We start from the raw sequence: 20,968 nt of genomic DNA, 5'->3' as shown, positions 1-20,968 counted from the left end.
AGGTCGCGGTCTTTGCAAGTATTCCGTGACGACATCGATTAATCGTGCAACAACCACGGATGAATAGTGCCGCTTAACTGCGGATCGCCAGTATCGGATTGCTCGCTCTGCGCGGGCGGGGACCATGCATTGGGAGCGATCGACGATGAGGGCCTATACCACCAGCTTCACTTATGTTTCGCCGCCGGTCTCGACGGCCGCGGACCCGATGGATTTCGACGATCTGCGCTCGGGCAATGTCAGCCCGACGCAGATGTACAACAACTATTTCACGGGCAACAACGATACGGTGGACGGATCGAACAAGGCCGATGTGATCAACGCGCAGGGCGAATCTGACGCGGTCTATGGCCATGGCGGCAACGACATCATCTTTGGTGAGAAGAATCCCGATTCAGGCTATCCGGCCGCGGGCGTCGCTGGGAACGACCTGTTGTACGGCCAGGCGGGCAACGACACGCTTTCGGGCGGGCTTGGCGATGACATCTTGTACGGCGGATCGGGCAACGACCGGCTGTACGGCAACGTCTCCTACGACTCGGCGAACGAGCTGGGCAACGACACGCTCTATGGCGGATCGGGCGACGACTGGCTGTACGGGCAGAATGGCGATGACGTGCTGATCGGCGGCACCGGCGCCGACTTGATCTATGGCGGCACGGGCGCCGACCGCTTCGTCTATTCGAGCGCAGCGGATACCGGCGACTGGCTGCTCGACTTCGCGCGCGGCACCGACACGCTCGACCTGAGCGCGTTCGACCTGGATCCGCTCAATTTCGTCGGCGCATTGGCGTCGGCGGGCGATGTCGCGCCGGGGCAGGTCGGCTATTTCCCGGGCTATGGCAGCGAAATCTATCTGTACGTCGATACCGATGGCGTGGCGGGCGCCGATCTCGAGATCCGGCTGGTCGGAGTCACGCAGTTCGCGGCATCGGATATTTTCTGGTGAACCGGTCTTACGAGAGAGACGCTGCGTAGAGGCTCGCGGACAGGCCCCACCCAAACCCTCCCCTGAAGGGGAGGGGCTTTACCTGATGATTGCCGTGCAGTGGACGCGTGCTGACCTAGGCCGCCCGCAACCAGTCTTCCGCTTTGTCGAGCGCGGCGGGGTCGTCGACGTCGATCCAGGACAGGTCGCTGCAGTCGATCGTGTGCGCGGCGCCCGCCGCGGCGAGGACGCGCATGCCTTCGGTGAGCGAGGAGGATTCGAGGCTGTTCAGCGCGGCGAACAAGGCCGGGCCGATGGCGAAGACGCCGGTGTCGAAACAGTCATAGTCGGGCAAATGCTTGCCGATCGCCACGATCGCCTCGCCCGCCGTGCGCACGCAGGTGACGTCGTCCAAATCGACCAAGTCGCTTTCGATATTGCGGTCGATCGCGAGGCGGGCGCCGCCGCCGGTGCCCGCCGCGGCGACGCGCGCATAGAGTGCGGGGTCGACGAGATGGTCGCACATCGCGAGCAATGCGTCGGCACCGGCTATCGCGTCCTCGGCGGCAAGGACCGAGACGCCGTTAGGCTGGCGATAATCGGCGGTGCGCACGGTGTCGACCGCGAGCGGCCAGTCGCCCGCGGCGAGATAGGCCTCGATCGCCTCGGCCTCATAGCCGAGCACTACCACGACCCGAGCCAGACCGGCCGCGGCAAAGCCGTGAAGCGCGTGCGCGATCAGCGGCTTGCCGCCGACCGGGCACAGGGGCTTGGATGCCGCTGCGGAACGAAGGCGGCTGCCTTCGCCCGCGGCGAGCAGGATCGCAGTGGTGATCACGCGGTCAGGCGGCGGCGATGAACTGCTCGACCGCGGTTTGCGCCAGGTCGTCGGTCATCTGGGTACGGGGATGCTTGCAGAAATAGGCCGAGGCCGCGTCGATCGGGCCGGCGAGGCCGCGGTCCTTGGCGAGCTTGGCGCAGCGGATCATGTCGATCGCGACGCCGGCGCTGTTCGGGCTGTCTTCCACCGATAGGCGCAGTTCGAGGTTCATCGGCACGCCGCCGAACATCGAGCCTTCCATGCGCAGGAAGCAGACCTTGTTGTCGTTCTGCCACGGCACGTAATCCGACGGGCCGATATGGACGTTCTCGTCCTCGAGCCGCTCGGCCGCAACCGACTGGACGGCTTCGGTCTTGGAGATCTTCTTAGACGCCAGGCGGCGGTGGTTCGACATGTTGAGGAAGTCGGTGTTGCCGCCGGTGTTGAGCTGGTAGGTGCGATCGAGCTTGACGCCGCGCTTGGCGAACAGGTCGGTCAGCACGCGGTGGACGATCGTCGCGCCCAGCTGCGCCTTGATGTCGTCGCCGATGATCGGGACGCCCGCGTCGGTGAAGCGCTGCGCCCATTCGGGGTTGCTGGCGATGAACACCGGGATGTTGTTGACGAAGGCCACGCCCGCCTCGAGCGCGCACTCGGCGTAGAATTCCGATGCTTCCTGCGACCCGACGGGGAGGTAGTTCATCAGCACGTCGGTCTTGGTCTCGCGCAGGACGCGGACGACCTCTTCCTTGGTAGCTTCGCGATCGTTGGCGACGACGAAGGTGCGGTCGTCGTTATAGTCCGACATGTGTTCGGCGACGCCGTCCATGACGCGGCCCATCTGGACCGTGGTGCCGGTCGGCTCGATGCTCTCGCAGAACACCGCGGTGCAATTGGGCTTGGCGAAGATCGCCTCGGCAACGTCCTTGCCGACCTTGCGCGCATCGACGTCCCAGGCGGCGACGACGTGGATGTCGCTGGGGCGGTAGCCGCCCAGGTCCCAGTGCATCAGGCCGACGGTGTCGTTGGCGCCGTCGCGATAGTGCGACAGGCCCTGGACGAGCGAGCTGGCGCAGTTGCCGATGCCGACGATCGCGATGTTGATGCTCTTCATTGCAGTTCGGGTCCTCTGGATGAATGATGGGATTGGGTTGCCGCCCCGAATTCTCGGAGGAGGCGGATTTCGACGGCACGATGCCAGATCAGGCCGATCAGCAGCACCAGCGTGAGGGGGACGATCTCGAACCACCAGAACAGCCGCGGATCGGCGGCGAGGCAGGCAGCGAAGATCGCAAAGACGCGGGCATTGGCGGTGAGCAGGCGCATCCAGCGCATCGGGCCGAGCGCGCGCGCGGCATAGGCCTGGCCGAAGGCGACCGGATCGGGCGCGCGGCGCATCGCCTCGTCGAGGCGATAAGCGATGCGATCCATGCTGCCGGCGACGGCGTCGTAAAGCTGGACGAGCGGGTTGCGGCTCGGCTCGGGCGGAGTCGGCGCGAGGCCCTTGCAGCGGCGGTGGAAGCGCGCGCGCTCGCTCTCGTAGAGGTTCGACTGGACCGCGTGGAAGATCGCGGCGACCACGGCGAGGATCCAGCCCTCGCGCGTGCCGAGCGAGAAAGCGAGGACGAGGTAGAGCAAGGCGAAGACGCCGTGATCGCACATCCCGTCGAGCGCGCGGCCCAATGCGCTGGCGGTGCGGGTGGCGCGGGCGATCATTCCGTCGAGCCCGTCGGCGATCAGCCAGCCGACCGAGAAGAGCAGGCCGAGAAAGGCGAATCGCCAATCGTGCCACTGGGCATAGGACGCGGCGGCGAGCCCGCCGAGCAGCAGGCCGAGCACCGAAGTTGCATTGGCCGAGATGCCGCGCGCGAGGAACCAGGGAAGCAGGCGCCGCCCTGCCGGGTGAATGATCCAGAGGTTGGTCGGATCCTCGATCCGGCGATCCCGCGACCCGTCCGGCGGAGGAGTTGTCATCGGCTCGTCACATACAGCGCGCGCTGTGCAATCAGCAAGTCATTTGCGTTGAATGTGCATGTAATACGGAACGCGGGAGGGGTGGCGGCGGTTTTGACGCGCCCGGCGTAACTGTAACGATCACTGTCATAATTCGACGGGGCGGGGGCTAGGGCTGTCGGACATGGCGCCCGGCGGGGGCTAACCTCTGCGTGGGGGGCTCGGCGGATGGCGCGACCAACCTCGGGTGCTACAAGCTGCCCTAGATCGTAGACTCATAAAGCCGACCGACAGCTGTCGCCCTAAGCCGGCCGTTTAGCCCAATGCGAGCGAAGCCTGAAAGGGCCGTCCGTTGGCACATTGCCTGACGAGCGATGGCAGCGCCTCGATGATGCTTTAGGAAGCGCTGCCGGCCCTCCCAGAGGCTGCTATTTGTTGATGTACGTCTTGGCTCGTACCCAGTAGAAAACTTTCGCCGACAAATAGCAGTCGAAAAAGAACATGATGCTCGGATAACTTGAACAGGAGGCGCTTGGCCGAAGCACTTGCCATGGGGCAAAGGAGCGGCGCCCAAGCGCGATTTCGTCGCGACAGACCTAACGAGAGCCTGCGCTTGCTGTGGCACTCCGACAAATCACTATTTACTGTGGCTTCGTGGCGGGCCTCGGTGTGGCCTTCGTTTTCGCAGCTCTCTCAGCAGCGCGCTGCTGCTCGACTATCGCATCGTTGCGCGCCTTCTCTTTGACCGCTTTCGCCCAGGCATCTTCCTGCGCCTTTCTCGCCGCTGCCTTTGGATCCTGATAATCCTGCGCCGAAACTGGCAGAGCCGAGTTGGCTCCTAGCGCCGCGAGCGCAATCAAGACGAATTTGATCTTCATTCCTGCCTCCTCAATTTATGCGGCCAACCGGCCGGCGATGAGGATGATTACAGGGAGGAGCCCGCTTGGGGCGTGACGGACGTCACGCGAACTATACAACCCGGACAGGAAAGGCAGGCTAAGCTACAGCCGATACTGGGGATCCACCTTCAGTTGTCCTAAGAAAAAACTCGTTCATACTAGTTGGCGCTGCGCACCATCATTTGAATGAGCACTCTGAATTCCGGTCCACGAAATCATTGGCGCCGGTAGTTTCATTGGAGAAGGTTCTGCTTCGCGTTGCCACATGCCGGCGCCTGCAACGAGCGGTAGCAGTCATTCATGCCAGCCCCTCGCCGAGATCCTCGTGGACCATGTCGACTTCGCGGACGCCGCGGGCGCGGCGGGCGGTGTTGACCAGGGTGCGCAGTTCCTCGCGGCGGGCGCGGGCGCGGGCGACGTCGCGTATCACCAGCGGGCCGTCGCGCGTGGTCTCGTCGGACGAGGTGATGCTGATCGTGCCGAGATCGGCCATCTGGTTGACGATGCTGAAATCGATGCGGACGTCCTTGATCCGGTATAGCTCGATCTCGTCGATCGATTTGCGGACGATGCCCTTATGGAGGATCAGCCGGTCCTCGGTGACTTCGTAGGTGGTGGCGAGGTTGGCAAACCATTTGCTGAGCAGCAGGCCGAGCCCCGCGACCAAAGCCACCGGGAACAGCCACGCCCAGGCGGCGACCGGGCGCTGGGCGAGCGCCCAGATCGAGCCGGCGAGCCCGGCGAGAATGAGCAGGATCGTCCCCCAGCCGGCAAGCGAGCCGCGCAGCCAGCCGAGCGTGGACGAACGGAAACGGTCTATGGCTTGCGGCATGATGGGCCTCCCTTGCAGGAGGAGGATAGCGCGGATCGCCGCGGCTTCAACTCAGGCGGTATATTTGTCGCAGGTCGAGCGCGTCGCGGCGGGAGCGGGGTTGAACAATTGCGAGAGATCGCGGCGGTCGCGGACCAGGAAGGAGGCGACGTAGCGGATCTTGGCCGGGCTCATGAAGGCGCCCCCGAACAGCCGCTGATAGTCGTAATTGACCTCGACGAAGATCAGCGCCGCGCCGCTCACCGACGTAACCATCGCGCCCGGATCGCCCATGCCGGCGGAAGTGGTGCCGGCATTGGCCTTGGTGGCATCGGTGCCCGCGGTGACGCTGGTGGTGCCGTAGCTGGAATCGTAGCCGGCACCGCGCTTCATGCCGAAGCAGCGTTGCCAATGGATGCGCTGGACGGGCGCGGTGTCGTAGCTCTGCTGGATGTTCTCGAGGCTCGACATCGTGACGCGACCGTTCGTGCCGAGGCCGAAGGATTCACCCTGCAGCCGTGCGGCCTGGAGCGCGTTGTTGATGTCGAGCTCGCGCAGCTGAACGGTGGAGAGCGAGGTCATCGCGCCCATGCGCGAGCCGTTGTCGGCAAGGCCCGAGGCGATCTGGCTGACCCGCAGATTGACGATCGCGAGGTTCGCGGTCTCGATTCCGTAGCAGCCGAGCAGGAGCACCACCGGGAGCGCGAGCGCGAACTCCATCATCGCGACGCCGCCGGTGGCGGCGGCGAAGCGGCGGAGCGGGGCGAGGAACGACCGGCGCTTCACTTGCAGACCGTGGGCGGGTTGTTGACGGTCTGGGTGGCGTAGGGCTGGTTCATCAGCGTGGTGCTCGCGCTCAGCGTGGCGGTGCCCGGCCAGCCGAACCAGCGGGCGACGGGGAAGAGCCGGGTATAGTCGATGGAGGCGGTGTAGACGGTGACGTCGTTGGCGCCGCCCTGGCCGGTCCTGCCGGCATCGTCGTCCCAGCGGCCGTTGCCGTTGACGTCGGTGAAGCACTCGCCCGGGTCGCGGACGCCGCTATTGTTCGAATCGACGAAGGGCTCGGGCGCGATCGCACTGAAGTTCGAATAATTGAGGCGCGTCGGAAAGCCGCTCGAGAAGGAGGCGTTCCACGCAACGGCCCGGACGCGCTCGAGCACCTTGGCGTCGATCGACGCCGGCGTCGCACCCTGGATGCCGCCGTCGCGGCCCGCCTTCTGCACCGCGCCGGTGAGCACCGCCTGGACATAGGCCTGATAGCCGAGCTCCATCAGCCCCATCATCAGCGCGAGCATCACCGGCGCGAGGATGGCGAACTCGATCGCAGCGACGCCGCGGCGATCGCGGGCGAGGCGGGCGCGCAGGCGCCGTGCCGCGATCATTGCGACACCCGCAGCATCGCCACCTGCTTGGCGATGTTGGCGAAGGCAGTGGCGAGTCCCGAACCGGTGGTGGTGTAGAGCGCCTGGCTGCTGGTGGTGGCGCACGACTTCATCTCGGTGGTCGCGCTCGAATCGATCGTCACCGTCCAGACCTGGATGTTGCGCGCCTTGGCCGCGGTGCACTCCGCCAGGAAGCGGGCATTGTGATAGGCCTTGAGGTTGGTGAAGTCGCCATTGCTCACCCGCCGATCGTAATATTCGTTGCCGTACATGCCGTAGACGCCGGTGTTGGGCGCCATGTCGCCGTCGGTGAGGAAGACGATCACGCGGTTGGGCGCCTGGCGTGCCGGCCACGCCGCGGTGTCGCCACCGAAGATGCCCGAGGGCGAGATCATCCGGGTGCCCCAGATCATGCCGACATCGTGATAGGTGCCGCCGATCGGACGGAAATCGGCCGCGTTGACGAAGTTCGACACCTGGGTGCGCGTCATCGTGTCGAGCCGGGAGACCGGCTTGCCGCAAGAAACGAAGCCCGACTGGAGGTAGGCGGTGGCGCCGATATTGGGGTGGCTGCTGCTGTCGCCGGTCGAGGTCGCGGTGGCGGTGCTGCCGTAATTGTTGCGGGCGTAGAAGAGCTCGGGCCACATCGGACGCCACTGCGTGTCGATGCTGCTCCCCGGCACGAGATCGGGATCGAGATCGGCGGGCAGCGAGGTCTGGCTGAAGGTCATCGCCCCCGGCGTGGTGGTGCGCTCCTCGATGCACCCGGTCCAGCGGCTCGTCGCGCCGTTGGTCTTGCTGGGATCGGGGACCGCGACGCCCGACACGAAATTGCGCACGTCGAAGTTCGACTGCTGGTAGCGCCAGGTCGGCGTGCCGAACGACGTGCCGGTCTGGATGCGCGATTCATAGTTCCACTGGCTGTTCGCGCTGCCCGTGCCGCCGACCATATAGGCGGGCGAGACCGACAGGATCGCCTTTCCGGCGTTCACGGTCGAGGTATAGGTGACGAAGCCGTAGCGGATATGGGTCGACGGGTCGGCCGCGGAGGCGAGCGTATCGTAGAAGCTCAGCACCGCCGAGCGCAAAGCGGCGATGCGCGAGCCGCTCTTCTCGGGCACGTAGTAAGCGGTGCTGCCGGGATAGCCGGCGACGCTGTCATTGCCGCTGGCGGTGCCGTCCGCCGGACGCGCATAGCTCGTCGTGCCGGCCGAGCCGACATAGTTGTTGCAGGTATTGTCGTCGTCGCTCGGCAGGCAGGCCATCGAGCCGGTGGTGTCGAGCACGAAGATCACGTCGGTGTCGGCGACATCGTAGCTCGCCTGGCAGGTGACGTTGATCTGCTGGTTCGAATAGCCGAACATCGTCATCAGCGTCATCGGCACGGTTGCCGTGGCGGTCCCCGCGACCTGCGCGTCGGCGGTCTTGGTCGGCGTGAAGCTGGCCGTGGCGGTCTTGAACCAGCCGGTGCGGAAATTGTTGTTGAAGAAGGTCTGCGCCTGGGCGGCGGCGGTCGCATCGAGCGTGGTGTTGGTGAGCGAGGTGTCGGTCATCGACTTGCGGCCGGCGAGCACGCCGGCATCGCAAGCCTGCTGGAGCCGGGTCTTGATGACCCACAGCCGCGCCGTGTCGATCGCGCAGCCGCAAAACGCCGCGAGCGGGATGAGCATCGCCGCCATCATCGCCAAGGTCGTGCCCCGGGTGTCGCGCGCGAGCCGCGTCATGAACCCCGAATGCTGTTGCCGATCTTGCTTCAAGACTCGCTCCGCACTGGGACCGGTTAAGGTCCGCTACTCGGAGCGCGTTCTGCGCTGGAACTAAAAACAGTTCGTTTCCAGGTGTTTAAGGAGTTTTGCCCTGCGGGACTCTACGTATGCCCCGTTAACGAGCCGGCGGCGGATCGCCTGCGCCGACCACTTCTGCCTGAAGTGCCAGCTTCTTGCCGCCGGCAAAGGCCAGCGCGAGCGGTACGCGGGTTCCCGGCTTCACTGCGGGGCCGAGATCGAACAGCATCACGTGGCGGCCCCCGGGAGCGAATTCGATTCTGTCCTTTGCCGGCACGGCGACGTCGCGGAGGGGGCTCATCGACTTGACGCCGCCCTTGTCGCTGGTCTCGTGAAGCTCGGCGCGCAGCGCCGCGGGGGTCGAGACCGCGAGCAACGTATCTGCCTCGGCGCCGCCATGGACCGTGAAATAGGCCGCGCCGGGACGGCCGGCGACCGCGGGGAGACGCACCCAGGCGTGGTCGGCGTCCAGCTCGGCAGGCTTGCCGCAGCCGGCGAGCAACAGCGCCGCCGCAACGATCCCCGGAAATCCACGCATCCGCCCGTCTCCCAATTCGGGAAGGTTCCTAGAATTGCGACCTTCTTGCGGCAAGCGGAAGCGCACCTATATCGCTTTCGCAACTGCTCATCCTGCGTTGCCGACACGGGGCGCGGGGCAGGCAAGTTTTTGATTTTAAACACTTGAGAATCTGGGGGCCAACGAGGGACCATGGCTAAAGTTATCGGAATCGACCTGGGTACGACCAACAGCTGCGTTGCCGTGATGGAAGGCGGCAAGCCCAAGGTCATCGAAAATGCCGAGGGCGCGCGCACCACGCCGTCGATCGTCGCCTTCGCCAAGGACGGCGAGCGGCTGGTCGGCCAGCCGGCGAAGCGCCAGGCGGTGACCAACGGCGACAACACCATCTTCGCGGTGAAGCGCCTGATCGGCCGCCGCTTCGACGACCCGGTGACCAAGAAGGACACCGAGCTGGTGCCCTATTCGATCGTGCGCGGCTCGAACGGCGACGCCTGGGTCAAGGCGGGCGGCGAGGATTATTCGCCGTCGCAGATCTCGGCCTTCACGCTGCAGAAGATGAAGGAAACCGCGGAGAGCTATCTCGGCGAGACCGTGACGCAGGCGGTGATCACCGTTCCGGCCTACTTCAACGACGCGCAGCGCCAGGCGACCAAGGATGCCGGCAAGATCGCGGGCCTTGAAGTGCTGCGCATCATCAACGAGCCGACCGCGGCGGCGCTCGCCTACGGGCTCGAGAAGAACGACGGCAAGACGATCGCGGTCTATGACCTCGGCGGCGGCACGTTCGACATCTCGGTGCTCGAGATCGGCGACGGCGTGTTCGAAGTGAAGGCGACCAACGGCGACACCTTCCTGGGCGGCGAGGATTTCGACTCGAAGGTCGTCCAGTTCCTCGCGGACGAGTTCCGCAAGGCCGAGGGCATCGACCTCACCAAGGACAAGCTCGCGCTGCAGCGCCTGAAGGAAGCCGCCGAGAAGGCGAAGATCGAGCTGAGCTCGGCGCAGACCACCGAAGTGAACCTGCCGTTCATCACCGCGGACGCCAATGGGCCGAAGCATCTGGTCAAGGCGATCAGCCGCGCCGATCTCGAGCGCCTGGTCGACGACCTGATCCAGCGTACGCTCGAGCCGTGCCGCAAGGCGCTGGCCGATGCGGGGCTCAAGGCCAATCAGATCGACGAAGTCGTGATGGTCGGCGGCATGACCCGCATGCCCAAGGTGCGCGAAGTCGTGAAGCAGTTCTTCGGCAAGGACCCGCACACCGGCGTGAACCCCGATGAGGTGGTCGCGATCGGCGCGGCGATCCAGGCGGGCGTGCTCCAGGGCGACGTGAAGGACGTGCTGCTGCTCGACGTGACTCCGCTGAGCCTCGGCATCGAGACGCTGGGCGGCGTGTTCACCCGGATGATCGACCGCAACACGACGATCCCGACCAAGAAGTCGCAGGTCTATTCGACCGCCGACGACAATCAGGGCGCCGTGACGATCCGCGTGTTCCAGGGCGAGCGCGAAATGGCGGCGGACAACAAGATGCTCGGCCAGTTCGACCTGGTCGGGATCCCGCCGGCGCCGCGCGGCGTGCCGCAGATCGAAGTGACCTTCGATATCGACGCCAACGGCATCGTCAACGTGTCCGCCAAGGACAAGGGCACCGGCAAGGAGCAGCAGATCCGCATCCAGGCCTCGGGTGGTCTCTCGGACGCCGACATCGAGCAGATGGTCCGCGACGCCGAGCAGTTCGCCGAAGAGGACAAGAAGCGGCGTGCCGGGGCGGAAGCCAAGAACAATGCCGAGAGCCTCGTCCACACGACCGAACGCCAGCTCGCCGAGAATGGCGACAAGGTCGACGCGTCGCTGAAGAGCGAGATCGAGGCGGCGATCGCCGAGACCAAGACTGCGATCGACGGCGGCGACGCCGACGAGATGCAGGCCAAGGCGCAGAACCTCGCCCAGGTGGCGATGAAGCTGGGCCAGGCGATCTACGAGAAGCAGGCTGCCGAGAACGCGTCGCCGAGCGCGGACGGCGGGGCTGCAGCGGGGAACGAGGCGGGCGGCGAGGAAGTCGTCGACGCGGAGTTCTCCGAGGTGGACGACAACAAGGCATAATGTGATGCGTGCCCCCGCCACCCCCGCCCCGGCCGGGGTGGCGGCGAGGGCGGGGGCCTGAGTAGATGACCACCGAAGTCGATTATTACGAGTTGCTCGAATGCGAGCGCACTGCGGACGATGCGACGCTGAAGTCGGCGTATCGCAAGCTCGCGATGAAATACCACCCGGACAAGAATGGCGGGTGCAAGGACCACGAAGAGAAGTTCAAGGCGGTCAGCGAGGCGTATGACTGCCTCAAGGACCCGCAGAAGCGCGCGGCGTACGACCGCTTCGGCCATGCCGCGTTCAAGAACGGCATGGGCGGCGGCGGCGGCCACGGCGCGCAGGATTTCGGCGGGTTCAGCGACATCTTCGAGAGCGTGTTCGGCGAGTTCATGGGCGGGCGCGGCGGCGGCCGGCCCAATCTGCGCGGCGCCGACCTGCGCTACGACATGGAAATCAGCCTCGAAGAGGCTTGGCACGGCAAGACCAGCGAGATCACCGTCGACGTGTCGGGCGTCTGCGACAGCTGCGCAGGGTCCGGCGCCAAGCCGGGGACGCAGGCACATGCCTGCAAGCAATGCAACGGGCACGGCAAGGTGCGCGCCCAGCAGGGCTTCTTCATGGTCGAACGGACCTGCCCGGTCTGCCACGGCGCCGGCGAGGTGATCAGCGATCCCTGCCGCGACTGCCGCGGCGAAGGCCGGGTCGACAAGACCAAGACGCTCAAGATCAACGTGCCGCCGGGTGTCGACGAAGGCACGCGGATCCGGCTGAGCGGCGAGGGCGAGGCGGGTGCGCGCGGCGCGCCGTCGGGCGACCTCTACATCTTCCTTCACGTCTCCAAGCACGCGATCTTCGAGCGGCAGGGCACGACCCTTTTCGCAAATGCCCCGATCAGCTTCACCACCGCGGCTTTAGGCGGCGAGATCACCCTTCCTGGGCTCGACGGCGAGCAGATCGCGGTCAAGATCGCGCCGGGCACCCAGCCGGGACGCGAGGTGCGCCACCGCGGCGCCGGCATGCCGGTGCTCCAGGGGCGCGGGCGCGGCGACCTGGTCGTGCGGCTCGACGTCGAGATGCCGAGCAAGCTCACCGCGAAGCAGCGCGAGCTGCTCGAGGAATTCCGCGCGACCGAGACCGGCGACGAATGCCCGCAAGCGAGCGGGTTCTTTGCCAAGGTGAAGAAGGCCGTCGGGGGATAAGGCTGTATCCGCGTCTAGCCTAAAGTCCCTCTCCCCTTGCTAGGGGAGAGGATAGCGAAGCTTGGCAGCTTGCTGCCTAGCGTAGCTTGGTGAGGGGTAGAGCGGCGCGTTGCGCCGCGGGGGGGGGGGGGGGGGGGGCCCCCCCGCGGCTGCTGTGCAGCCGCATCCCCTCACCCAGCTCCGACTAAGGCTTTGCTTCGCAAAACCTAAGTCTGCGCAACCCTCTCCCCCTGTAGGGGGCGAGGGAAGTGAAGGGGCTGAGTGCTGACGCGGCACCGGGATCTCCGGCGATTGCCTATCGTCGTCTTTCGCGATAGCCTTCAGCATCCGGCAGCCTTTGGGCGCGCGCTGCCATTGCATTTCTGGCCGGCGTCGCGGCAACGACCGCGCGTGCGCCGGCGAGAGCGAGGGCGCGCATGACCGACGACGAACGTCAGACGCTGACACAGACGCTCGACGCGCTCGACCGGCTGATGCGGATGTTCCAGGCCGAGCGGATCGTGTATCTCGCCTGCGCCTTCGCGTCGTTCGCACTGCTGATCTATGCCGGAGTGCTGATGTTCAGCAGCGGCAAGATCGATCCCACCCAGCTCGGGCTGATCTTCGGCGCGACCGGGCTGACCTCGGTCGCCGGAGGACGCGTGGTGCTGTTCCTCAACCGTGCGTTCAATCTCGTCGAGGACATCGTCCGCCGGCTTGCAGGGCTGCCTGGCCGTGCTGGCTGAGCAGGACGCCAACGACCTGATCGCCGGGCTCGAGCGCGCTTCGCAGCGTTCGCGGCCCTATATCGTCTTCGGGCTCGTCGCGATCGTCGCCGGGTTCGTGATTCTGGCGGTCTATCTCAACCAGCAGCGCGCGACCGCTGAGCGGCTGCGCCAGGCCGCCGAGCAGCGCGCCGCCGAGCAGACGGTCAAGGTTGCGGACCTGACCGCGACGCTGGCCAATGCGCGGCTGGTGGTGCAGGAGGCGCATCCGGCAGAGCGTTCGGCGGAGCAGTGGCAGCGCCTCTCACGCTTGCTCACGCTGGCCAGCGGCGATGCGCGGGCGCTAGGGCATAGCGTGAGCGCCGAGGCGGCCGAAGCGGCGCCGGTCGCCGCCGGTGCCGCGCCAGCGCCGCTGCCCTCTCCCTCCGCAGCCGTCGACGCGGCGAGTGCCGAGGCGGCGCCATCGGTATTGCGGCTCTATGTGCAGATCGCCGACGAGAGCCAGCGTCCAGCCGCTCGGGCGCTGGCGAGCGCCTGGGCGGGACGTGAGATCGACGGCATCCCGGTCGTGGTGCCGGGGATCCAGCTGGGACGCAGCACGCCCGAAAATACCTTACGGTGCACCAAGCCCGCGGCGTGCCAGCGGCTCGCGCGCGTCTCGGACTGGGTCGGCGCCAGCCTTGCCAGCCCGAAGCTCAAGCCGATCGACGTCAGTCGGCTCTATGGCAAATCCAAGGGGATTCGTCCGGGAACGTACGAGCTATGGTTCGCGCCGGGCGAGATCGTGCTCGCGCGCTGAGCGACGGGCGCGGCGTCCGTTCCGATAGAGCCGATGTGCCGCAGGGTTGCCTCAATGGCCGTCGTCGCTCCAATGGGGCGGGTCGGAGGCGAGCTTGATCACGCCATAGGTGGCGCCGATCGCGTGCAGGTCCTTGTTGGCGTCACCCGAGCGCGGCGCGCCGACGGAGTGGACTCGGCCGGTCTTGTCGCGGAGCTGGAGCGTGCCGGTCCAGTCGATCGTCATGTCGATCGCGCGGCCCTCGATATGGCGCGAGGTGAGCGAGGGCTGGAAGGCGATGCCGAACAGGTCGACCATCTGCTGCGCCCCCTGCTTCGAGGCGGCGAGGTCGCCATGGTCCCAGACGATCGCGCAGCCGGGGAGCGCGGGGACGTCCCTGGGCGCGATTCCGCCATGCGCGATGCGCCAGCTATAGTGCATCAGCTGCGCGCGGGTGCGGTTGCGCAATGTCGCCGAGACCTTGACGTTCGCGCCCGCCGCCTTGAGCGCGGCGACGAAGGCGGCGACCTTTTCGCGGAAGCCGGGGACGAGATCGGCGATCGCCGCGCTGTTGGGAAAGCGGGCCTGGTTGGCGTGCCACCATGTCGCGCCGCTGCGCTGGGCGGGGGCGGCGGGCGGCGGAGCGGGCGCGCGGGTCGAGAGCGCGTTCCAGGTGCGGCCGCCGGGATCGATACGGCCATCGGGCTTGGTCGCGCCGAGTACGCGGGTCTGGAACGCCTCGATCGCGGCGATCGTGAGCGGACCGCAATTGCCGTTGGTCGGCAGCGGCTTCTGGCCGGTGTCGCCGAGCCAGTCGTTGAGCAGATGCTGGACGACGAGGACGTCGGCGAGGGTGTTGGCCGCGCCTTTGCCTACCGGTGCTTCGATCGCCATGCTGTTCCCCCGTCTGCCCGGGGGCAAGGATAGGCGCAAATGGGGTTGTAGGAAAGTTGGCGGAATTCGGAAATCCTCCCCCGCCAGGGGGAGGTGGCGCCGAAGGCGACGGAGGGGGAGGACTCACTACGCTCGGTGATTCCTCCCGCTCCGTCAGCTGCGCTGACACCTCCCCCTGGCGGGGGAGGATTGGGCGTTAGCGCAATGCTTGGCTGAGGGCCTGGGCGAGGCTGGCCAGGGTGTAGGGTTTCTGGATCACTTGCGCGCCTTCGTGCTCGGGGGGCAGGCGGAGCTGCTCGCCATAGCCGGTGGCGAAGATGAAGGGCACGCCCTTGGCGCGCAGCGTGTCGGCGATCGACAGGCTGGTCTCGCTGCCGAGATTGACGTCGAGTACGGCGACCTCGAACTGGTCGCGCGCGATTTCCTGCTGCGCCTGGCGGACGCCAGCGGCGGTGACGACACGCGCCGCGCCGAGGCGAGTGAGGATGTCCTCGGCGTCCATCGCGATGATCAGGCTGTCCTCGACGAGCAGGGCCGCGCCAGTGAGCACGCCTTCGCCCACTTCATGGGCATCGCTGGTGATGCTGACCGCGGCGACCGGCGGGCGGGCGGGATCGTCGGCCTCGACATGGCGCGCCGGGATGCAGAAATCGGCCTCGAGCCCGGTGAGCGCATAGCGGACCTCGGCCTTGCCGCCGAGATCATAGGGGATCGAGCGCTGGATGATCGTCGTGCCGAAGCCCTGGCGCCGGGGCGGCTGGACCGCGGGGCCGCCGCGCTCGCGCCATTCGATGTTCAGATCACCTTCCTCGTCGAGATGCCATGCGACCTGGACGCTGCCATTGTCCGACAGCGCGCCATATTTGGCCGAATTGGTCATCAGCTCGTGGAACACCAAAGCCAGGGTCGAGAAGGCATTGGGGTGGAGCAGCACCGAGGGGCCGGAGCAGACGAGGCGCTGGCTCTTGCCGCCGAGATAGGCCGCGGCCTCGGTCTCGATCAGCCGGCCGAGCGGCGCGGCGCTCCAATTGTCCTGGGTGATCTGGTCGTGCGCGCGCGCGAGGCTCTCGATTCGGCCTTCGAGCAGGCTGATCGTGCTGCGCGTGTCGGCCTGCGGGTCGAGCGACTGGCGGACGAGCCCGCGGATCAGGCTGAGGATGTTGCGGACGCGGTGGTTGAGCTCGGCGATGAGCAGTTCCTGCCGCTCCGAGAAGCGGCGGCGCTCTTCCTGCGCGTCGTCGCTGAGGCGCAGCACGACTTCGATCAGCGAGGCGCGCAGCATCTCGGCGACGCGGATCTCGGCGGCGGAGAAGGGCTCGGAGCGGCCGCGGACTTCCTGGCTCCACAATTCGAAGCTCTTGCGTGGGGTGAGCCGCGGGCCGTTGGGGCCGAGTTGCGCGGGCTTGTGCGGGTCGCCCGCCCATTTGACCGTGCGCACCTTTTCCTGGCGGAACAGCAGCACGTAATCGCGCGGGCTCCGCGAGATCGGGATGGCGAGCAGCCCGGCGGCGATGTCGCTATAGGCCTCGGCGGGCGCGAGCGTATCGGCGAGCCGGTCGGTCGCGAAGATGCGGCCCGCGGCCATCGCGCTCAGCCGGCGGACCAAGGCGGCGAAGGCCTCGGGCGGCGGAGTCAGCCCGCTATGCGCGCACTTGCCGTCGATCCAGATCGCGATGCCGTCGCATGGCACGGTCTCGCGCAGCATCGCGCCGAGCCAGTCGGGATTGTCGAGCAACGTCGCGTCGCCGGCCACTGCGGCGAGCAGCCGGTCGCTGCTGGCACGGGCGTTGGTCTCATAGGCCTGGAGCTGCTTGCGCTCGCGGCTCTCGAGCTTGAGCGCGAACATCTGGCCGAACAATTCGGCAACCGAGCGGCGCTCGAAGCTCGGGCGGCGGGCGCTATAATGGTGGCAGGCGAACAGCCCCCAAAGCTGGCCCTCGACGATGATCGAGATCGACAGCGAGGCACCGACACCCATGTTCTTGAGATATTCGATGTGGATCGGCGAGACCGAGCGCAGCACCGACAGCGAAAGGTCGATCGGCGCGCCGGTCTCGTCGCGGCGAGGCAGGATCGGCACCGGAGTCGCGTCGATATCGGCGATGATCCGGAAGGGCGTGCGGACGTAGAGCTTGCGCGCCTGTTGCGGAATGTCCGACGCGGGATAGCGCAGGTCGAGGAAGCTGCCGATCCCGGCGCGCGCGGACTCGGCGACGACTTCGCCCGAGCCGTCGGGATCGAAGCGATAGACCATGACGCGGTCGAACCCGGTCAGCGCGCGGACCTGGCGCGCGCCTTCGCGGTAGAAGCTGGTGGTGTCGCCGGTCGCGTCGAGCCGGCCCATCATCGCGCGGATCGCCGAGCCGGCATCGGCGGCAGCCTCGTCGCTGCTGTCCTCGCCCTCGATGATCAGCACGTCGCCGATCATGTGGAGCGCGAAATCGAGGCGGCGGCCATTGGGCAGGGTCAGCCCGAACATCCGCTCGACAGCATCGGGACCGCGCAGCATCGCGAGGCGGTTGCGCAAGGTGTGGACGGCATGCTCGCCGAACAGCGGGATCGCCGAGGTGCCGAGCAGCTCTTCGGCTTCGACTCCGAAGAAATCGTGGATGTTCGCCGAGGCGCGGCGGATCAGCCAGTCGGTCGACAGAGCGAGCAGGAACCCGAAGGGCTGGATCGCCCCGAGTTCGTGGATCGGCTCCCGATCGCAATTGGTCAGGTCGACCTCGAAATCACCGCTATCCGACAAACTCAGTCCTTAGCCCAGCGTAGCGCGGAACGCTCGAACGCCGCGAAGACCTGGTGGGCAGCGGCTAGGGCGGACTGCAATTCATCGGGCTGATATAGGATAGTATCTATGCGATCCAGCAAATTTCGCCATTTCTCAGGCGGTTGATCTGCATCAAGATAGGCGCGGGGGAAGCCCGAAGGAACCTGGCGGGCGAGGAAGCGGCCCCCGAGCCGCGAGCCCTCGAGGACGTAGAGCGCGCCGGCGAGGGTGGCATCGGTTCTAAGCTCCCAAGCGTCATCCCCGCGAAGGCGGGGACCCATCTCCGACGCGTCGTCCCGGGCAGAGAGTGTGGGAGATGGGCCCCCGCTTTCGCGGGGGTGACGGATAGGGCGGAGGAAGGCGAGGTCTTCCTTGAGCAGGTGACCGCGCTTGCGCGTCTCCCAGTCGGGGGCGATCCGCTCGGCACCAGCCGCGTCTAGCGCGTCCTCGAGCGGCAGCAGCACTTCGGCGTGCGCACGCAAGAAGGCGGCGTAGCTGTCGCGGTCGGTCAGGTCGAACGCGGCGAAGGCGGCGTCGACCCGGTCGTGCGCCTCGGCGGTGCCGGCGCGAAGCGCCTTGTGGGTGTCGTTCAAGCGAAGACGCGATCGAAGATCGTGTCGACCTGCTTGAAGTGATAGCCGAGGTCGAACTTGTCCTCGAGTTCTTGCGGAGAGAGCGCGGCGGTGACCTCGGGATCGGCCTTCAGCAGTTCGAGCAGCGACAGTTCGCCGTCGCTCTCCCACACCTTCATCGCGTTGCGCTGGACGAGCCGATAGCTGTCCTCGCGGCTGACCCCGGCCTGGGTGAGCGCGAGCAGGACGCGCTGCGAATGGACGAGCCCGCCCATGCGGTCGAGATTCTTCTGCATCCGCGCAGGGTAGACAAGGAGCTTGTCCATCACGCCGGTGAGGCGGGCGAGGGCGAAATCGAGCGTGATCGTCGCGTCGGGGCCGATATAGCGCTCGACCGAGGAGTGGCTGATATCGCGCTCGTGCCACAGCGCGACATTCTCCATCGCGGGGATCGCCGCGCTGCGGACCATGCGGGCGAGGCCGGTCAAGTTCTCGGTGAGCACCGGGTTGCGCTTGTGCGGCATAGCGCTGCTGCCCTTCTGGCCGGGCGAGAAATATTCCTCGGCTTCGAGCACTTCGGTGCGCTGGAGGTGGCGGACTTCGACGGCGAGGCGCTCGATCGAGCTGGCGATGACGCCGAGCGTCGCGAAGAACATCGCGTGGCGATCGCGCGGGATGACCTGGGTCGAGACGGGCTCGACCGACAGGCCGAGCTTCTCGGCGACATGCGCTTCGACGCGGGGATCGATATTGGCGAAGGTGCCGACCGCGCCCGAGATCGCGCAAGTGGCGATGTCGGCGCGGGCCGCGACGAGGCGCTCGCGGTTGCGCTTGAACTCGGCATAGGCCTCGGCGAGCTTCAATCCGAAGGTGACCGGTTCGGCATGGATGCCGTGGCTGCGGCCGATCGTCGGGGTGAGCTTGTGCTCGTACGCGCGGCGCTTGAGCACTTCGAGCAGCGCGTCGAGATCGGCGAGCAGGATGTCGGCGGCGCGGGCGAGCTGGACGGCGAGGCAGGTGTCGAGCACGTCGCTGCTGGTCATGCCCTGGTGCATGAAGCGCGCCTCGTCGCCGACCTGTTCGGCGACCCAGGTCAGGAAAGCGATGACGTCGTGCTTGGTCACTGCCTCGATCGCGTCGATCGCGGCGACGTCGATCGCGGGCTTGGTCGCCCACCAGTCCCAAAGCGCCTTGGCGGCGGCCTTGGGCACCACGCCCAATTCGGCGAGCGCCTCGGTGGCGTGCGCCTCGATCTCGAACCAGATCGCGAAGCGCGCCTCGGGGGACCAGATCGCAGTCATTTCGGGCCGCGAATAACGGGGAACCATGATAAGCCTTTCGCCGGGTTTGGCGCGCCGATAGCAAGCGCGCCCTAGACTTTCCAGCGGAAGCGGCCGGTGATCGGCCAGGCGAGCAGTGCGTCCTCTTCGCGCGCGCCCCCGCCGATATTGTGGACGATCAGCGGACCGCGGGCGCCGGGCGTGTCCGAGACGAGACCGATATGCGTGAAGCCGCGGCCGACGATCGAAGTGAAGATGTCGCCGGGCTGCCAGCCCTTGCCGTCCGCCGGGACGGGCAGCTCGGCGCCCATTCGCGCGAGAAAGCGCACGAGGTTGGGGACGCGGCGATGGTCGATGTTGCGGTCGGGGCGGGCGAGGCCCCATTTCCGGGGATAAGTGGCGAAGCTCTTGCGCATGTCGGCATTGACCAGCGCCTGAAGATCGATCCCGAACGCGTCGCGATAGGCGCGGATCACCACGTCGGTGCAGACGCCCTTCTCGCGCGGCACGTCGCCGTTGGGGAAAGCGAGGACGGTATAGGCCGGGTCGTAGCGCGCGGTGACGCCGACCTGTCTGCGCGCGGCGGCGACGAGCCTAGCGGTGCGTTCGCTCGCGGCGAGGCGCGTTTGCGGGACGGCGGCCAGCGCGCGAGCGGCGCCGCAACCGGTGAGACCGGCGGCGATGCCGAGGAGCAGGGTTCTGCGATGGATCATCGAGGGCATTCTGTATGCACCGTGGCTGCGGCGCCACAGCGCAAATGAATTGCGACGAGATGGTGTCCAATAAAGGCGGAGCGTGGGGCATGCGGAACTAGCTGCCGGTCCGTAGGTTCATAATCGTGAAGAGTGACCGTTTTATGCTTCGCCAGCGTAGTTCGGCTGAAGCAATCAACAGGAGATCGAATGATGCTGAAGGCAGTTCTTCTTGCCACGTCCATGCTCGTTGCTGCGCCGGCTTTTGCGCAGGACAAGCCTGCAACTGAAACCAAGGCGCAGCAGCCTGCGCCCTCTTCGACGACGACGGCCAAGCCCGAGACGCCGGCAACGACCGATGATGCTGCGCCGGGCACGCAGGGTTCGGGCGCCGTAGAGGAAGCGCCCGCCGCGGCGCCTGCGCCGGCGACCGAAGCCGCCCAGCCTACTCCCGCTCAGCCTGCACCGGCTCAGCCTGCACCGGCTCAGCCTGCGACGGCGCCGGCCCAGCCGGCAGCGCCTGCTGCTGCGCCGGCACAGCCTGGAGCCGCGCCGGCCGCCGGAACCACCGGTGCCGGCACCGCTACTGCGGCGACCCAGCCCGCGACGACTCCCGAACAGGTCAGCCAGGCCGTCGGTCGCGATTTCGGCACCTATGACAAGGACGCCAATGGCAGCCTCACTCAGGCTGAGTTCGGCACCTGGGTGAGTGCGCTGCGCAAGGCTTCGGAGCCGGCGTTCGTGCCGGGCTCGGCGGACGCCAATGTCTGGGTCGGCCAGGCCTTCGCCCAGGCCGATGCCGACAAGAACAAGACGCTGACTCAGGCCGAAATGGCGACCTTCCTGACGCCCAAGAAATAAGGCTTCCGCGCCCCGCACGCATGGCGC

Annotated in this window: 20 protein-coding genes; 6 read left to right on the top strand and 14 right to left on the bottom strand. The window is 66.8% G+C overall.

From position 1 onward, the window contains the following. The first annotated feature begins 145 nt into the window (after positions 1 to 145). On the top strand, positions 146 to 949 hold the full coding sequence (locus AC3WJI_RS12300) for a calcium-binding protein (RefSeq protein WP_492757563.1): 804 nt from the start codon (positions 146 to 148) through the stop codon (positions 947 to 949). A gap of 115 nt (positions 950 to 1,064) precedes the next feature. Here the strand turns inward: AC3WJI_RS12300 and AC3WJI_RS12295 are convergent, their stop codons facing one another. The 9 genes from AC3WJI_RS12295 to AC3WJI_RS12255 form a co-directional block, all read right to left on the bottom strand. Beyond that, positions 1,065 to 1,766 (bottom strand): phosphocholine cytidylyltransferase family protein, encoded by a 702-nt coding sequence (locus AC3WJI_RS12295; protein WP_492757562.1) that lies wholly within the window; start codon positions 1,764 to 1,766, stop codon positions 1,065 to 1,067. Between the two features lie 4 nt (positions 1,767 to 1,770). After that, positions 1,771 to 2,862 (bottom strand): inositol-3-phosphate synthase, encoded by a 1,092-nt coding sequence (locus tag AC3WJI_RS12290; protein ID WP_492757561.1) that lies wholly within the window; start codon positions 2,860 to 2,862, stop codon positions 1,771 to 1,773. Continuing rightward, positions 2,859 to 3,722, bottom strand: a complete 864-nt coding sequence (locus tag AC3WJI_RS12285; protein WP_492757560.1) for a CDP-alcohol phosphatidyltransferase family protein — start codon at positions 3,720 to 3,722, stop codon at positions 2,859 to 2,861. The genes AC3WJI_RS12290 and AC3WJI_RS12285 overlap by 4 nt, the downstream gene beginning before the upstream one ends. 620 nt (positions 3,723 to 4,342) lie before the next feature. Beyond that, positions 4,343 to 4,579, bottom strand: a complete 237-nt coding sequence (locus tag AC3WJI_RS12280) for a hypothetical protein (RefSeq protein ID WP_492757559.1) — start codon at positions 4,577 to 4,579, stop codon at positions 4,343 to 4,345. Between the two features lie 319 nt (positions 4,580 to 4,898). After that, on the bottom strand, positions 4,899 to 5,432 hold the full coding sequence (locus AC3WJI_RS12275) for a PH domain-containing protein (protein WP_492757558.1): 534 nt from the start codon (positions 5,430 to 5,432) through the stop codon (positions 4,899 to 4,901). 51 nt (positions 5,433 to 5,483) lie between these two features. Further along, positions 5,484 to 6,197 carry a TadE/TadG family type IV pilus assembly protein gene (locus AC3WJI_RS12270; protein WP_492757557.1) on the bottom strand — a complete coding sequence of 238 codons (714 nt, stop codon included), beginning with the start codon at positions 6,195 to 6,197 and terminating at the stop codon, positions 5,484 to 5,486. Next, complete coding sequence (locus AC3WJI_RS12265) at positions 6,194 to 6,793, bottom strand: TadE family protein (RefSeq protein WP_492757556.1); 600 nt, start codon at positions 6,791 to 6,793, stop codon at positions 6,194 to 6,196. The genes AC3WJI_RS12270 and AC3WJI_RS12265 overlap by 4 nt, the downstream gene beginning before the upstream one ends. After that, on the bottom strand, positions 6,790 to 8,517 hold the full coding sequence (locus tag AC3WJI_RS12260; protein ID WP_492757555.1) for a TadE/TadG family type IV pilus assembly protein: 1,728 nt from the start codon (positions 8,515 to 8,517) through the stop codon (positions 6,790 to 6,792). The genes AC3WJI_RS12265 and AC3WJI_RS12260 overlap by 4 nt, the downstream gene beginning before the upstream one ends. Before the next feature lie 157 nt (positions 8,518 to 8,674). Beyond that, positions 8,675 to 9,115, bottom strand: a complete 441-nt coding sequence (locus AC3WJI_RS12255; protein ID WP_492757554.1) for a copper chaperone PCu(A)C — start codon at positions 9,113 to 9,115, stop codon at positions 8,675 to 8,677. Positions 9,116 to 9,286: 171 nt separating this feature from the next. Between AC3WJI_RS12255 and dnaK the strand changes: the two genes are divergently transcribed. The 4 genes from dnaK (at position 9,287) to AC3WJI_RS12235 (ending at position 13,893) form a co-directional block, all read left to right on the top strand. Then, positions 9,287 to 11,203, top strand: coding sequence for a molecular chaperone DnaK (gene dnaK / locus AC3WJI_RS12250; protein WP_492757553.1), 1,917 nt, complete (start codon positions 9,287 to 9,289; stop codon positions 11,201 to 11,203). A 65-nt stretch (positions 11,204 to 11,268) separates the two neighbouring features. Next, positions 11,269 to 12,390 carry a molecular chaperone DnaJ gene (gene dnaJ, locus AC3WJI_RS12245; RefSeq protein WP_492757552.1) on the top strand — a complete coding sequence of 374 codons (1,122 nt, stop codon included), beginning with the start codon at positions 11,269 to 11,271 and terminating at the stop codon, positions 12,388 to 12,390. A gap of 416 nt (positions 12,391 to 12,806) precedes the next feature. Then, a complete protein-coding gene (locus AC3WJI_RS12240) occupies positions 12,807 to 13,115 on the top strand; it encodes a hypothetical protein (protein WP_492757551.1) in 309 nt (102 codons plus the stop codon). Beyond that, positions 13,105 to 13,893: a hypothetical protein gene (locus tag AC3WJI_RS12235; protein WP_492757550.1), complete on the top strand. Its 789-nt coding sequence runs from the start codon at positions 13,105 to 13,107 to the stop codon at positions 13,891 to 13,893. Before AC3WJI_RS12240 ends, AC3WJI_RS12235 begins: the two co-directional genes overlap by 11 nt. Positions 13,894 to 13,944: 51 nt before the next feature. On the opposite strand, the gene AC3WJI_RS12230 is transcribed toward AC3WJI_RS12235, so the two are convergent. The 5 genes from AC3WJI_RS12230 to AC3WJI_RS12210 form a co-directional block, all read right to left on the bottom strand. Continuing rightward, positions 13,945 to 14,766 (bottom strand): peptidoglycan-binding domain-containing protein, encoded by an 822-nt coding sequence (locus AC3WJI_RS12230; RefSeq protein ID WP_492757549.1) that lies wholly within the window; start codon positions 14,764 to 14,766, stop codon positions 13,945 to 13,947. 196 nt (positions 14,767 to 14,962) lie between these two features. After that, entirely contained in the window at positions 14,963 to 17,515 is a 2,553-nt protein-coding gene (locus AC3WJI_RS12225; RefSeq protein ID WP_492757548.1) for an HWE histidine kinase domain-containing protein, read from the bottom strand. A gap of 2 nt (positions 17,516 to 17,517) precedes the next feature. Continuing rightward, positions 17,518 to 18,129 carry a biliverdin-producing heme oxygenase gene (locus AC3WJI_RS12220; RefSeq protein WP_492757547.1) on the bottom strand — a complete coding sequence of 204 codons (612 nt, stop codon included), beginning with the start codon at positions 18,127 to 18,129 and terminating at the stop codon, positions 17,518 to 17,520. Further along, entirely contained in the window at positions 18,126 to 19,436 is a 1,311-nt protein-coding gene (purB, locus tag AC3WJI_RS12215; protein ID WP_492757546.1) for an adenylosuccinate lyase, read from the bottom strand. The genes AC3WJI_RS12220 and purB overlap by 4 nt, the downstream gene beginning before the upstream one ends. 44 nt (positions 19,437 to 19,480) lie before the next feature. Then, complete coding sequence (locus tag AC3WJI_RS12210) at positions 19,481 to 20,101, bottom strand: DUF1287 domain-containing protein (protein ID WP_492757545.1); 621 nt, start codon at positions 20,099 to 20,101, stop codon at positions 19,481 to 19,483. A 222-nt stretch (positions 20,102 to 20,323) separates the two neighbouring features. On the opposite strand from AC3WJI_RS12210, the gene AC3WJI_RS12205 reads away from it, so the two are divergent. Further along, positions 20,324 to 20,941, top strand: coding sequence for an EF-hand domain-containing protein (locus AC3WJI_RS12205; protein WP_492757544.1), 618 nt, complete (start codon positions 20,324 to 20,326; stop codon positions 20,939 to 20,941). Positions 20,942 to 20,968 lie beyond the last annotated feature (27 nt).

This window comes from Sphingomonas sp. FW306-1B-B10E (assembly GCF_058782005.1).
The sequence above is the reverse complement of the archived record's forward strand: the minus strand, read 5'-3'. Positions and strand labels throughout refer to the sequence as shown.

What these genes read in the sequence shown, in the direction of transcription:
- AC3WJI_RS12265 (WP_492757556.1), bottom strand. Translation starts at nt 6,793, where the DNA reads ATGATCGCGGCACGGCGCCTGCGCGCCCGCCTCGCCCGCGATCGCCGC.
- AC3WJI_RS12285 (WP_492757560.1), bottom strand. Translation starts at nt 3,722, where the DNA reads ATGACAACTCCTCCGCCGGACGGGTCGCGGGATCGCCGGATCGAGGAT.
- AC3WJI_RS12260 (WP_492757555.1), bottom strand. Translation starts at nt 8,517, where the DNA reads ATGACGCGGCTCGCGCGCGACACCCGGGGCACGACCTTGGCGATGATG.
- AC3WJI_RS12210 (WP_492757545.1), bottom strand. Translation starts at nt 20,101, where the DNA reads ATGATCCATCGCAGAACCCTGCTCCTCGGCATCGCCGCCGGTCTCACC.
- AC3WJI_RS12205 (WP_492757544.1), top strand. Translation starts at nt 20,324, where the DNA reads ATGCTCGTTGCTGCGCCGGCTTTTGCGCAGGACAAGCCTGCAACTGAA.
- AC3WJI_RS12275 (WP_492757558.1), bottom strand. Translation starts at nt 5,432, where the DNA reads ATGCCGCAAGCCATAGACCGTTTCCGTTCGTCCACGCTCGGCTGGCTG.
- AC3WJI_RS12255 (WP_492757554.1), bottom strand. Translation starts at nt 9,115, where the DNA reads ATGCGTGGATTTCCGGGGATCGTTGCGGCGGCGCTGTTGCTCGCCGGC.
- AC3WJI_RS12280 (WP_492757559.1), bottom strand. Translation starts at nt 4,579, where the DNA reads ATGAAGATCAAATTCGTCTTGATTGCGCTCGCGGCGCTAGGAGCCAAC.
- AC3WJI_RS12230 (WP_492757549.1), bottom strand. Translation starts at nt 14,766, where the DNA reads ATGGCGATCGAAGCACCGGTAGGCAAAGGCGCGGCCAACACCCTCGCC.
- AC3WJI_RS12240 (WP_492757551.1), top strand. Translation starts at nt 12,807, where the DNA reads ATGACCGACGACGAACGTCAGACGCTGACACAGACGCTCGACGCGCTC.
- dnaJ (WP_492757552.1), top strand. Translation starts at nt 11,269, where the DNA reads ATGACCACCGAAGTCGATTATTACGAGTTGCTCGAATGCGAGCGCACT.
- purB (WP_492757546.1), bottom strand. Translation starts at nt 19,436, where the DNA reads ATGGTTCCCCGTTATTCGCGGCCCGAAATGACTGCGATCTGGTCCCCC.
- AC3WJI_RS12290 (WP_492757561.1), bottom strand. Translation starts at nt 2,862, where the DNA reads ATGAAGAGCATCAACATCGCGATCGTCGGCATCGGCAACTGCGCCAGC.
- dnaK (WP_492757553.1), top strand. Translation starts at nt 9,287, where the DNA reads ATGGCTAAAGTTATCGGAATCGACCTGGGTACGACCAACAGCTGCGTT.
- AC3WJI_RS12300 (WP_492757563.1), top strand. Translation starts at nt 146, where the DNA reads ATGAGGGCCTATACCACCAGCTTCACTTATGTTTCGCCGCCGGTCTCG.